At 46.1% G+C, this 12,953-nt stretch carries 12 protein-coding genes; 4 read left to right on the top strand and 8 right to left on the bottom strand.

The window, feature by feature from the left end:
• Window positions 1–4: 4 nt before the first annotated feature.
• Genes BGP75_RS16060 through BGP75_RS16085 form a run of 6 tightly spaced genes read right to left on the bottom strand, consistent with a single transcriptional unit; the run spans window position 5 to window position 4,312 of the window.
• Window positions 5–1,723, bottom strand: a complete 1,719-nt coding sequence (locus tag BGP75_RS16060) for an AMP-binding protein (protein WP_076719852.1) — start codon at window positions 1,721–1,723, stop codon at window positions 5–7.
• 1 nt (window position 1,724) lies between these two features.
• Window positions 1,725–2,267 (bottom strand): hypothetical protein, encoded by a 543-nt coding sequence (locus BGP75_RS16065; protein ID WP_076719853.1) that lies wholly within the window; start codon window positions 2,265–2,267, stop codon window positions 1,725–1,727.
• Window positions 2,264–2,518 (bottom strand): acyl carrier protein, encoded by a 255-nt coding sequence (locus tag BGP75_RS16070; RefSeq protein WP_076719854.1) that lies wholly within the window; start codon window positions 2,516–2,518, stop codon window positions 2,264–2,266. The genes BGP75_RS16065 and BGP75_RS16070 overlap by 4 nt, the downstream gene beginning before the upstream one ends.
• Before the next feature lie 9 nt (window positions 2,519–2,527).
• On the bottom strand, window positions 2,528–2,788 hold the full coding sequence (locus BGP75_RS16075; RefSeq protein WP_076719855.1) for a phosphopantetheine-binding protein: 261 nt from the start codon (window positions 2,786–2,788) through the stop codon (window positions 2,528–2,530).
• A complete protein-coding gene (locus BGP75_RS16080; RefSeq protein WP_076719856.1) occupies window positions 2,781–3,551 on the bottom strand; it encodes a 1-acyl-sn-glycerol-3-phosphate acyltransferase in 771 nt (256 codons plus the stop codon). The genes BGP75_RS16075 and BGP75_RS16080 overlap by 8 nt, the downstream gene beginning before the upstream one ends.
• The gene (locus BGP75_RS16085) at window positions 3,551–4,312 is read right to left on the bottom strand and encodes a beta-ketoacyl synthase chain length factor (protein WP_143821086.1); all 762 of its coding nucleotides are present in this window, start codon (window positions 4,310–4,312) and stop codon (window positions 3,551–3,553) included. Before BGP75_RS16085 ends, BGP75_RS16080 begins: the two co-directional genes overlap by 1 nt.
• 417 nt (window positions 4,313–4,729) lie before the next feature.
• Here BGP75_RS16085 and BGP75_RS16090 point away from each other — a divergent pair, with 417 nt between their 5' ends.
• Entirely contained in the window at window positions 4,730–5,170 is a 441-nt protein-coding gene (locus BGP75_RS16090; protein ID WP_076719857.1) for an excinuclease ATPase subunit, read from the top strand.
• A 169-nt stretch (window positions 5,171–5,339) separates the two neighbouring features.
• Window positions 5,340–5,837, top strand: a complete 498-nt coding sequence (locus BGP75_RS16095; RefSeq protein ID WP_076719858.1) for a 4'-phosphopantetheinyl transferase superfamily protein — start codon at window positions 5,340–5,342, stop codon at window positions 5,835–5,837.
• 21 nt (window positions 5,838–5,858) lie between these two features.
• Here BGP75_RS16095 and BGP75_RS16100 read toward each other — a convergent pair whose 3' ends face one another.
• Both BGP75_RS16100 and BGP75_RS16105 read right to left on the bottom strand, forming a co-directional pair.
• Complete coding sequence (locus BGP75_RS16100) at window positions 5,859–8,618, bottom strand: LamG-like jellyroll fold domain-containing protein (RefSeq protein WP_158070123.1); 2,760 nt, start codon at window positions 8,616–8,618, stop codon at window positions 5,859–5,861.
• A 212-nt stretch (window positions 8,619–8,830) separates the two neighbouring features.
• On the bottom strand, window positions 8,831–9,853 hold the full coding sequence (locus BGP75_RS16105; protein ID WP_076719860.1) for a LacI family DNA-binding transcriptional regulator: 1,023 nt from the start codon (window positions 9,851–9,853) through the stop codon (window positions 8,831–8,833).
• Between the two features lie 522 nt (window positions 9,854–10,375).
• Here BGP75_RS16105 and hisD point away from each other — a divergent pair.
• Both hisD and BGP75_RS16115 read left to right on the top strand, forming a co-directional pair.
• Window positions 10,376–11,689 (top strand): histidinol dehydrogenase, encoded by a 1,314-nt coding sequence (gene hisD, locus BGP75_RS16110; RefSeq protein WP_076719861.1) that lies wholly within the window; start codon window positions 10,376–10,378, stop codon window positions 11,687–11,689.
• A gap of 10 nt (window positions 11,690–11,699) precedes the next feature.
• Window positions 11,700–12,893, top strand: a complete 1,194-nt coding sequence (locus BGP75_RS16115) for a DegT/DnrJ/EryC1/StrS aminotransferase family protein (protein WP_076719862.1) — start codon at window positions 11,700–11,702, stop codon at window positions 12,891–12,893.
• Window positions 12,894–12,953: the final 60 nt, after the last annotated feature.

The following is a 12,953-nucleotide window of genomic DNA, read 5'->3' on the forward strand; positions in this document are numbered from 1 at the left end:
CCATTTAGCCAAAGCAAATGCGACCACTGGAGTGCACACCGTTCTGTGATGCATACTGAAACCTGAGTTTATTCTGCGTTTCATCATAGGTTAAGTTTATGGAGATTTGCTGCCCAGGGGGAATAACCTTCTGAAATTTAATCGCTTCTAAACCTTCAAAACTGCCTGTCACAGACAGCAGTTGACGTCCAAAGGCTTCGGCCCAGTGTACCTGAGTAATTCCTGGTAATATCGGATTGTTGTCGAAGTGACCGTCGAAGTAAATCAGCTCAGCAGGTATATAGCATTGTATTGTTAGCTGATTATCTGAGACTTGCTGGTGAATGATTTTCGGCCATTTGACGGGTTCGTCAATAAACATGGATTGCAGTATATCCAACGGTAGCTTTCCTTGTTGGTTGTAAGGCAGCTGTTCAACAAACCGCCAGCGGCGTGGCAGGATCACTGCTTCAAAATGTTGTGCCAATATCCCTTTGAGCGTTTTGATGAGAGGTTTGCGTCCATGTGATTTCAGTTGCCGCCAGCCTTCACTGGTTAACTCGATTACTGCTGCCGTTTCTACTCGCTTACGTTCTACCGTCAGCGCTTTGGCATTTTTTACTAAGGTGTTTTCTAACAGTTGCTGCTCTATAGCCGTTAGAGAGACCCGTTTGCCTTCTATTTTAACAATGCGGTCGACTCGTCCTATGAGTTTAAATTGATTAGAACGATTGAACTCAACACGATCAGGTAACGAGAAACTATTTGCTGTACCAAGATAAGGTGAGGTTACACAAAGAGTTCCATCAGTATCAGGAGCTAAGCTGACCTTTGGTAATGGTTGCCAGAGGGCGTCAGTATGATGCTCCTGCTGGGTTCGCCACGCGATAGCTCCCGTTTCGGAGCTACCATATATTTCAAAAATCTGAGCATTCAAAAGCTGACTGACAAGCAGGCTGTCTTCTCGTTTGAGTGGTGCTGCTGATGAGATTACATAGCGGCAGTGTCCGGAAAGTGACTTCCAATTCATTGATACATTGAGCCTGCCCAAATGGGAGGGGCTTGAGATCAGAGAAAATGAACGATGTGGCTTGGCTTGGTGCAGAATGTCTTCTGGATACTGGCAAATTTGTCGTGAAAATGCTTGCCCTACGCAGAAGGGCCAAAGCAGACGAAACATCATTCCATAAATATGCTGATGTGAAACGGTGGCTAGTGTCACACTCCCGGGTAAACTTGGCCACCTTGACTCCAGAACTTCTATTTCCTGCTCTAACTGAGCAATGGTTTTCCCTATTGGCTTTGGTTCTCCTGTGGATCCTGAGGTGTAGATTTCAAGGGCTAAAAATTCAGGCATTAGGGTACGCCATGGCTTTAAATCCGATCGACCCTCAGGAATGTCACACGCCGTAATCGCCTCACCAGGAAACTCTCCAACAAAACCATCAACATGGGTGGTTAGGCGCTTCAGGGTACCTGGTCGATTATCACCGGGAGTGCATGCTGTACGTTTTAATTGCCACAATGCGAATAGAATCGCGAGAAATTCAAAAGCATCGCTGTGATACAGAGCCCAACGAGATCCTTCATGTTTGTTCAGTGTTTCGAACCAGCATTGTACGCGAAGCAGGAAATCTTCAGTTGTCACCGTACTATCAATGTGTCTCGTACTATCAATGTGTACCGCAATAATATTGTTTGGGGCGGCGGTCAGCCAATGGGACAATGGCGTTATTTTTGCCATATCAACCTCGTATTACGCGCTGGCGAAATAACCACTCACCGGCAGCTAGACTGCCAATAAGAAGGTAAGCTATAAATCCGTTGTACAGCAGCCAGGTTTTATCGGTTGCCCATAGGGCCGTGATTGCTGCAATCGTTCCGTTTAGCAGAAAAAATACGCTCCATAACCAAGTGACTTTACGGGTATAGGCCATGGCTTCAGGAGATAGATTCGGTTCCTTTATTCTCGCCAAACGTTCGACAATAGGAGGTGGAAAGAACAGGCTACTCGCAAATAAGGATAGGAAACCAAGGTTCATCATCACCGGGTAAAATTTCAATCCCAGTTGATGTCCCCATACCAGAGCAATGGCAACTACTCCTAATAGAGTTGCAATGACTATTTTTCGATCAGCGGACTTGGCTCCAATGGCCCACCTTAGACCCAGCAGGGTCAGTAGTACGGGCAGTAGTGCGCTGGCATCGTAATGTTGTAGTCCCCAATAGACTAGAAATGGGTAACTGAGAGACAGGGCAATGGCTGCTATTTTAAGCAGCTTTCTCATAAGTCGTCATTAAGTAGTTTTTGCACTTCGAGCACGACATCCTGAACGGTGCGGACGTTCTTAAAATCTTCAGGCCGAATTTTCTTACCGGTCCATTTCTTTAGTTCAACCACAAGATCTACGGCATCAATACTATCAATATCCAGGTCTTGATAGAGGTGTGCTTCAGGAGAGATCTGCTGTGGTTCAACTTCAAATAACTCTTCCAAAATAGAGACAACTCTGAGATAGATTTCTTCTGAAGTGTTCATTTATATCTCTTATTTTGAGCGGTGGGATTCAACGAGTTCAACTAAAGCATTAATGCTGGAAAAATATTGGCGTGTTTCCTCAGAATCAGACTTCAGTGTGATGCCGTATTTTTTTTGTAATGCGAGACCAATTTCCAGGGCATCAATGGAGTCCAGACCCAGTCCCTCCACAAAAAGAGGCTCATCATTGATAATTTCACTCGTATCAATGTCCTCCAGGTCCAGAGTCTCGATAATCATCTGCTTTAGCTCTAGGTGAAGATTACTCATATAGTCTGAGTTCCTTATTAAAATATTCACTTAAGTCACTGGTTAGTGCTCGTGCCCCGATGGACGGGCACATATTTTCCAAGTACGGCGCAACTTTTATTCGATCTTTTACCTGGACTTGAAACCGAACGCATTTGTCAGGAACTTTATACCAACGATCATTCTTCGTTAGGGTTGCCGGGCTGCATTCTATCAATACGGGAGTGATATCAGCATCGGTTCTTACTGCAACATTTGCGGCCCCTCTTTTGAGCTGAAGAGGTTGCATTGGGTTTGATCGAGTACCTTCTGGGAAGATGATCAATGCATGGCCTTTTTCAAAAGCTTGTGCTGCCGCTTCCATCACGTCAATTGTTCCATCGTTGATAATATAACCGGCAGCTTTGATCGGCCCTTTTGTAAATAGATTACGGACAAGCGCCCCTTTCACAATACAGTTGGCGTTGGGAACCATGGCGATTAAGAATATCACATCAATCAGCGAAGGATGATTGGCCAATATCAATTTGGCACCTTTCAACTTCTCTATATTTTCTATCTGATAGGTTAAGACCCCCAGCGTTCTCATCAACCCGATATATATTCGAAAAGAGTAATGGATGATTTTCTGCGCCTGGATTTCTCTTCGTAATTTTCCGCCCGGTAACAGACATAAAGCCGGAAGCACCAGAATGAGGACCAGGAAACCTCCCAAACCAAAGACGAGAAAACTAATCAGTGTTCCTATCCAGCGCCAGCAATGATTAATTCTTGAGAGTAACATCATTTAACCTTAGCTATTCGCCAGCTAGCTCCGTTTAGTTGTGAGTCTGTTGCGCTGGATATGTCGGTCAACAGTTGAAGAAACCTTAAAGGTTCTGAGTTTATTTGTTTTAATTCTGAGTTAATTGGTTTAGATACCGAGGGGGGCTCTATTATATCGTTTATGTTGCCGCACTGCTCAATACTGTAACTATCACCGGTTGTTTGGCTCAGAATCATTGCGATCGCATAGGGAAACTGATCTCCTTTGGTGAAGCGGGAAAATGGCTCAGGTAGCGGCATATCGTACACTACGCATAGAACTCTTGCGGATACCTGCAACTGACCAACAGCTTCTAACAGCGCTTGTAGGACAAGGGCCTCCATCGCAGAAATGGACGTGATTTCACTTGTATCTTTACGAGCTATTGAAAATAAACCACTCACCGCATTGTGGACTGCCAGGCTAAATCCTGTTGGTGACATGGGTTCATCTAATCCCATATCTTTCTGTAAGGACAATGATAACTCTGTATCTCCATGTCGAGACGCAAAAATACTGGGTATGGATTCACCGTCTTCTAATATAGGAAGTATGGCACCCATGGCACACTTTCCGAGGGGGCTAAAGCGTCGACGTAACAGGGGAGGGATCTGTTTCAAGGATACTTTGCCAAGGGGAGAGTCGATTCTCTCAGGATGCAGCAGCCAGTCTCTCCAGGCTTCTTTTGTTTGAAGTCCGGGTGCCATTGCAGCCCAGGACTCAAGTCTAAATTCTATCACTGGTTACAAACTCCTGCTTAATAACGTATTGGCTGCACCAGTGGGTCACCCGTTTCTCTGTAACGATAGCAATATATTTTTTTTGGGCAGCAAAAAAGAAGCATGAACTTCAACCAATTTAGCTAAGGAACCTGTGAAATAAGTCCATTACATTCTGTTATCGGGAAGCGCAGAGAATTTTCACCGATCATCCTTTCTTATGCAAGCGGTCCCTCCGTTGAATCAATGACTGATGACACATATAATCCGACAGGCCGAGGAACCTGCGGATAGGTTTTAAGGGGGCTATGAAGTTATCATCTCCGGTATCAAACCGTTTTTTGCGCACCTAGCCGTTTTAGAGTCAGTATGGGACGGAATGGAATTTTTTATAGGTTTGCTAATGGAAACAATAATTTAAACATGGAGTAACCAGAAGTGAGATATGTAACATTATTTTTGGCAGCAGCATTGTGTCTGATTGCACCAGAAGCGTTTAGTCGTAATACTAAACATATGCTCCCTATTCAGGAGGCTATGCAATCAGCTGATTTTAAGGAAAAACTGGATCCGAATATAAGTTTTTATTTTGGAAATCAAAAGCATCCAAAAGTGGTGCAGTCTTTTGGTAGTTTCTCTAGCAATAGGAAAACTAATGCTTTTAATAAGAGTGATGAAGAGGCCTGTCGATGGGTGTTGCTTTCTGCGTTAATTTCTCTTCAGGATCGTGTAAAAAAGGAAGGCGGTAATGCTGTTATAGAAATAGCCAGTTACTATAAGAAAAACACCTATAGTAGCAATACTGAATATGAGTGCCACGCTGGTGCTCTGATGGCAGGCGTCGCGTTGACCGGAAAAGTTGTAAGACTTGAGCGATAGAGGCATTCATCGTCAACACTCGATTCGGGTTTGGTTAGGTAGAAATTCTCCAGCCAGTGTCGACTGTTTGGAAGAGGCTTTGCCTCTTCTGTCTGAATCTGAATGTAACCGTTTTAACAGAACAAAAAGTAGGATAAAAAGGTTAGAGTATCTCCATAGCCGCTGGCTAATGCGTATGGTTTTAAGTTATACGTTCAGCAAACCTGTTGATTACTGGTCTTTTGTTGAGAGACAGGACTCCACACCCCTGATTACCAATCTACCCGGCAACTGGTATTACAGCCTGAGTCATAGTAAAGGCCTTATGGCGTTTGCTTTAGGCCAATATCCCGTGGGTATTGATGTAGAGTTAATCAAAAAACGTGATTTTGATAAATTGGCAGAGTATGCGTTTAACGCTGATGAGAGCGATCTAATTAGGTTTATTCCTGAAAAATCTCAACGACTATTCTACAGGGTTTGGTGTGCCAAGGAAGGATGGTACAAAGCGTTGCAGCCCAAACAACAGGCCGCAACAAGTATGCGAGATCTATCATACTTGGCGCTTGTTATGCGAGAGACTCCCTGGAGAGTTTACGAAAAACAAATTTTTGATTACCAGCTCTCGCTTGTTACATCCGTGAAATTACAAGATATCGTTCTGGATAGAACATTTTTGCTTGCCTGAAGTGGCAGTTATTCTCCAAGCTTATTTTAAAGCGCCTATCCTTGTCTTTATTTGCTCTGAAGATTCATTCTGAAAGTGCAGTAATATTTCTTCTGGACTTAGCTCGACATCATACAACTTGAACTCATCCAGTTGACCGGAAAAATACCTTGAGCCGGAGCGCCATTGGCCGAGTCCCAGTCTGAATTCCTGGCCGGTGTCAAAGTATAGTGGGGTGCTTGCAGGGATGGGGTACTGGTAGGTTTCGTTACCATTTAAGTATACCCTGACTGTTCTTTCTGATTGGTTATAGGTCAGCGCAAGGTGTGTCCAGATTCCGGGCTGAAGTCTGATATCTGGATTGATATGCTTTGAGTTGAGGTAAAAAAGCAGCTTACCTCTGTCATCAATGGTTAATGAAATGTCTCCCTGTCTGTTCAGGCGAGGGCGTCCAAATGCTTCGCTGCCCGCACCAAAGTCTGTCATATTAATCCAGACCATCAAGCTCAACTCACCCGTGCTTTCTATCCCGTTCATGGGATCAGGGATGATAATTTCATCACGGATATCATCAAAGGAAATCGCTTTTCCAACTTTCCCTTGGGGGAGATCTATATTGCCGTAAAGTATAGCGGAAACATTATTCATGGCATCCATTGCGGGATTGTCAGGGTTATCAAATGTTAAATGGAACAGTGGCGGTGTCAGGTCTTTATCAGTATCGTTATCTGAACTATCTCCGGTGGCAAGATTATTTTGGGTGCAATCCCACTGATTGCCTTCTGACATATGAGTGATGCCAGGGTCTGCAAGATCTACATAGGTAGGCAGTGCTGTGGAACATACCCGGTTGTTGTTGATCTGTGCCTCATCGGTACCGGTATGAAGTCTGACTAAATCTACCGGGCCATTGACGCTGGCATGATTCTGCACGACCCGGTTATTGTCAGCCTGCTCCGGTTCGTTTTTTCCCTTAGCGATGCTGATCCCGGTCCAGTTGTTGGTTGGATGGTCCTGTACTAGTTGATTGTTGCGAACGGTTGAGTGATGGGAGGCGAGTCCTATTGCAAACTGATTTAGTTCACCGCTGGCTTCTACACGATTGGATTCAAAGAGAATATGGTTAACCTGTTCTCCTACTTTGCTCGTCCCCGGACCGATACTGACGACGATATCAGTGTTTGATTTAAATAGATTCTCCCTGATGAGCACCCAGTTGGTTGGATAGTTCTCTGCCGACTGTACCGGATTTATATCGCAGTCATCAAGGATTACACAGTCTCCCTGATTATGCAGTTTAAGTGCGTGTTTGTTAGGCGCGGGTTCTTCGAAGGTGTTGTGAGCGATGACCGATTTGTGCGCCAGAGGGATTCTTAAAACATGTTCTGCTCGTTTGGTAACAGCATCGCTCATCTGAGTGCCCATGATCATATGCCGATGAGCCGGTAAATAGGCAATGTTGCCACCTGTTTTACAGTTATTATTGGTCAGGGTTTCGAGTAGTTGTAATTTATACTCAGCCCATTGTTCATTCCAAAGCGCTTCAGCTATGGGGGTGTTGCGGTCACCTGTATGCCAGTCCGGTAATACCGGTCTATCACATTCGTTACTGCCTGGATCATCGGCTGCTGATTGTCCTGCCCCCATCTTTTCAAACTTGGAATTGAAGATGCTGATCAGGTTGTGGGGAACTGTTTGTCCGTAAGTTCGGCCTATAATTGCGGTATCGAACCCCTGTATGGTTAGCCGGTCAAACAGCAGCTGGCTGGCGCTTCCGTACATATTGATTGCGCGATTTCGATCACCACATAGGTGATTGATGGATAAATCTGTGATTTTTATGTCGGTAGAGCCATCTGACAGAATCAGTAAGTCTGCGGCACTGCCTGCTCCCAGCATTTCGAGCGTCGGTGCATTGTCACAACGCTCATGGGTGTTAGAAGTACAGGTGCCGTAGGCTCCTAAAGTGGCCCCATTGGCGTTATCGAGAGAAATACTATTGAAGAAGGTGAAGGTTTCACCTCGTTTAAAAAGCAGCCGAGTATTAGTACCGATAAAGGGGGCCAGTTGCTCCGCAGAGAGTAATGTTCGACTGTGAGATTCAACTTCAGTGCGGCAGTCCCAGCTCTGTTCATAATCCAAATATTCAAATGTACTGTTGTGATCGTAACTCAATGCGTACTCTTTGTAGGGATTCCATAGCCGCTGCTGTTTGCGCTTGCTCCCCTGAAACTTTCCTGCTGCCAGCAACTGAGTTATGTCAGTGTTTGCAGTAAGCTGAACCAACTGAGCGCCGTAGGGGCAACCGGAATAATCTCCAGACCTAGAAAAGCACACTGTTTGTTCGCCAGGGTAAACCTCATCCGGATGTAAAACTTCAACTGAAACTGATTGTTCCACCGTATCAAAAGCGCTTTCAGGGCTGGAAATCTTTACTCGAATTTCATAATTGCCCGGTGACTCAAAAAGGTGGGCTGCGATAAAGCCGTTGTCAGTATTTTTGGATTGCTGGCTTGTCGACCAGTACTGATTATCGCTGTCACCGAAGTTCCACTGATAGCTGACATCACGGATAGGGTCCAGAACCTGACCGTTATGAATGACCCTTGATGCGTCAAAGTGAATGGCCAAAGGGGCGACACCTGTCGTTTGAGAAGGGATAATATCCATGATCTCTGGTGGCGCCGCATAAACCTGCCCGGCGGACGTCAATACAGAAGACATTAATACTGCCAGAGTTAAAACAGCAGGCGTTAAACTAAAGAAAGTACAACCAATAATATGCCGTATTTGTTTTGCCATTATCAGAGTCTTTTTATTCATTTGGAGTGGATCAAGAGTAGGAGAGCTCATAGCTGTTTTCAATTAAACTCACCAGAGTCATGATCTTCATCAACAAAGAAAGCCAGGGCAGCCAGTCGTTACGGGTGGTGCATACTGAGAATGCTGAAAAGTTACCGTTTTATCAGCACCTGCTGTTAACCCGGGTTACTGGGTTATTTCGTACATAAATTCTAGCGGGTTGGTGCAGGGCCGCTGGTCTCACGAATAATCAGATCGGCATCAAGCTGCATTCTGTGGATGCCTTTCTCTTGGTTTTTGATGCACTTAAGTAGATATTCGGCAGCGTATTTGCCCATTTTTTTTGCTGGTACATCAATGGTCGTTAATCCAGGGGAGAGCGCCGCGCATATCTCCAGATTATCAAAACCTGTGATAGAGAGTGATTCCGGCACGCTGATACCAAGATCCCGTGCTGCGCTGAGTGCTCCCAGGGCCAGAATATCTCCACCGCAAATGACTGCGGTAAATGGATGACCGGAATTGACCAGATCCTGAAATGCCAGTCTTGCATCATCGACACTGAAACGGCATTCGCGAACCAGTTCCGGCTTCAGTTCCAGTCCCTGCTGTTGCAGAAACTGGCGGATACCGGAAACGCGTTGAGTGGCGCGGTCATTTCGAGCCTGAAATCCTGAGATAACTGCAATGTCTTTATGTCCTTGAGCCAACAGGTATTCGGCGATTCTGCGGCCAACAAGGCTATTGTCGAAACCGATACAGCTGTATTTGGATTGCGGATCGTAAATCCACAGATTGACTACTGGAATGGAGTGTCTGTTGAGTAATTCATACACGCCTGGATGGTGTGTTTCACCGATCATGACCATTCCGTCAATTCCACGACTGATCAGTGTTCGAGCTTCGTTGAGTTCTTCATCTGAGTTGTAATTGCTGCTGGCCAGCAGCAATGTGTAATTGGCTTCTTTTAAACCTCGTTGCAGGTAGTGAATGCCCTTGGCGAAGATACCGTTGTCGATCGTCGGGACAATGGCACCGATCGTTTGAGTGCGCCTGGACGCCAGGGCGCGTGCCGCCCCATGAGGTGCGTAACCCAATTTAACGATGGCATCATTAATTTTGTTCCGGGATTTTTCTTTGACTTTATCCGGTTGATTGATTGCCCGAGAGACGGTGGCCGTTGATACACCAGCGGCCGTTGCTACATCCTGCAGGGTAGGGAGAGTTTCGTTCATATCGCTCCTATTTGTCCGGCACTATGATAGCAAAATATCTCCGCGGCAGTGAGCGGATTATCACATTTGCAGCGCAGACCGGTTTGATGGTTTTTTCCAGTCACGATGGGGTTTTCAACAACTCTCCGGCAGGATCTGTGTTGCTGTTTTTTAAACCCGTTTGTTCACAAATATAGCCCAATATATTTGGTTTTTGATTTACGCTTACAAAAAGTACAAAAAATATTTTTGTTTTTAATAACAATCATTTGTTAGTAAATATTAGAGTTTTTGCGATATTTTAGAGTTGTTGATGTTGACAGAGTGCTTTTTTTGGAAGCAAAATGTAAGCGCTTTCATTTAGAGTTGAAATTACCGGATTGGACCTGATTCCCCTAGCTGGCAAGCGATTTCGACCCTGGAGATAACATGATCATGCTGCGGTCGGGCTGGGGCTTTCAGTGCCTTCAATATTCAGCAATAACAGATGACAGACGGTTGAATGAGACTCATTTCAAGCGCAAACAATAACAAGAGGTACCGATGGAATATTTAAAGAATGCGGTTTCGGAAGCGGTCGTTGCCGGTGAAGATGAGCAGATACAGCTTGCCGTCAAATCGATGCTTGAACGAATCCAGCAAGAAGGTGAGTCAGCGGTCGCAGAGCTTGCCTTACAGTTCGACAATTGGCAGGGGGGCTTTGTGCTCTCTGAAGAGAAAAAGCAAGCCCTGATCGCAGAAGTTCCTCAAAGTGTCAAAGATGATATTGATTTTGCCCATCGCCAGATTAAGCGTTTTGCACAAGCACAACGAGATAGCCTGAAGTCGTTCGAAATTGAAACAGAAGCGGGAGTTCGATTAGGGCAGCGGGTATTGCCGGTGCAGTGTGCTGGCTGCTATGTACCCGGGGGACGCTATGCACATGCGGCTTCTGCGCTGATGAGTGTCGCCACAGCAAAGGCAGCTGGCGTACCCTTTGTTGTTGCCTGCTCACCTCCCAGAGGCAATAGTGTAAATCCGGCGGTTGCTTATGCTATGGACCTTGCTGGCGCCGATGTGATTCTGGAAATGGGTGGTGTGCAGGCGATTGCCTCCATGGCCTACGGGTTATTTACCGGTAAACCGGTGGACATTCTTGTTGGTCCCGGTAATGCCTATGTGGCAGAAGCGAAGCGTATGCTATTTGGTGCTGTGGGCATTGATGTCTTTGCTGGTCCTACCGAATCCGCCATTATCGCTGATTGCAATGCAGATCCTATGACCATTGCTGTTGATTTGGTCTCTCAGGCAGAACATGGTCCTAACTCGCCGGTGTGGTTGTTTACCGACAGCCGTGAGATTGGGGAAAAAGTTCTGGAAATAATGCCTCATGTCATCGCGGATATGCCCAACGCCGAAGTTTGTGAAGCAGCCTGGCGTGATCATGGTGTGGTTATTCTGGGTGAGAGCCGTGAAGAAGTTGCGCGTATCAGTGATCAATATGCCTGTGAGCATCTGCAGATTCTGGCGGATGATCTGGAATGGTGGAAAGAGAACCTTAATAACTACGGTTCGTTGTTTTTAGGGGAGGGCAGCACTGTATCCCACGGTGACAAATGCTCTGGTACCAACCATATTCTTCCCACTAAAAAAGCGGCTCGATACAGCGGTGGGCTTAATGTCCAAAAATTCATGAAGGTGCTGACTTATCAGGAACTGGATGAAAGCGCCAATATCGTTTTCAGTGCTGCCGGTTCACGAATATCACGTACTGAAGGGATGGAAGGCCATGCCCGGGCCTGTGACTGGCGTCTGCGTAAATACTATCCCGATACCCAGTGGGACTTTAAGGTTTACGATCAGAAACGTTATTGCTGAGGTTGAAACCGTGAAGATATTTGAAAAATCCTTTACCCAGCAAGAAGCGATTCCTGAAGAGGGAATCAATGCTGCGGTGGCAGTGATGCGCACTGGTCGCTTACATCGTTACAACACCCTGGAGGGAGAAAAGAGCGAAACGGACCTGCTTGAACTGGAGTTTGCTGATTATCTGGGGGTGCCCTACTGCCTGGCATGTTCTTCAGGTGGATATGCGCTGCATGTTGCCATGCGTGCAGCCGGTGTTAATGCCGGCGACAAGGTACTTTGCAATGCCTTTACCTTAGCGCCCGTTCCCGGGGCTATTCATAACAGTGGTGCCGTACCGGTACTGGTGGATGTTGCTGACGATTACTGTATCGATCTCGATGATCTGGCCGCCAGGGCGGAGGAATCCGGTGCCCGGTTTCTGATGCTGTCTCATATGCGTGGCCATATTGCAGATATGGATCGGGTGATGGCCATTTGTGCTCGTTATGATCTGTTCCTGATTGAGGATTGCGCTCATACCATGGGGGCGAGCTGGAATGGTCAAAAAAGCGGCACCTTTGGCGATATTGCTTGTTTCAGCGCGCAAACTTACAAGCATGTCAATTCTGGAGAAGGCGGTTTCCTGACCTGCCGGCACCCTGAAGTTATGGCCCGAGCGATTATGCACTCAGGCTCCTATATGTTGTTTGAGAAACATTTTGCCGCACCTGCCAAGGAAGTCTTTGAACAAATTCGCTTTGAGACTCCTAATTATAGTGGCCGTATGGACAACTTGCGGGCGGCGATATTACGCCCTCAGATTGCCGGTCTGGATGCTCAATGTCAGCGTTGGAACCGGCGCTACAGTATATTGGAAAAACAACTGAGCCGATGTTCAGCCATCAGTATACCTGTCCGACCTGATGCCGAACGGTATGTTGGCAGTTCTATTCAGTTTTCGCTGCCGGGGTTTAATGCTGAGCAAGTGCTGGAAGTCATTAAGCGATGTGCTGACAGTAACGTGGTGTTGAAGTGGTTCGGCGATGAGGACCCTAAAGACTATACCAGTCGCTATGACAGCTGGCGCTATATCGAAGCGATGCCGACATTGCCTAACACCGAGCTGATTTTATCAACCTTGCTGGATATGCGTATTCCGTTGACTTTTAGCGAGGACGACTGTGAACAGATTGCTCTGATTATCGATGAAGCGGTGATGGCATCCTGTCGGTAATCGATCACTAATAAAACATTCAGAGACTGCTTGGTCTTTTTGTATAACAAGCAAAAAAAA

The sequence above is a fragment of the Motiliproteus sp. MSK22-1 genome (assembly GCF_001968815.1).
Lineage (GTDB): Bacteria > Pseudomonadota > Gammaproteobacteria > Pseudomonadales > Balneatricaceae > Motiliproteus.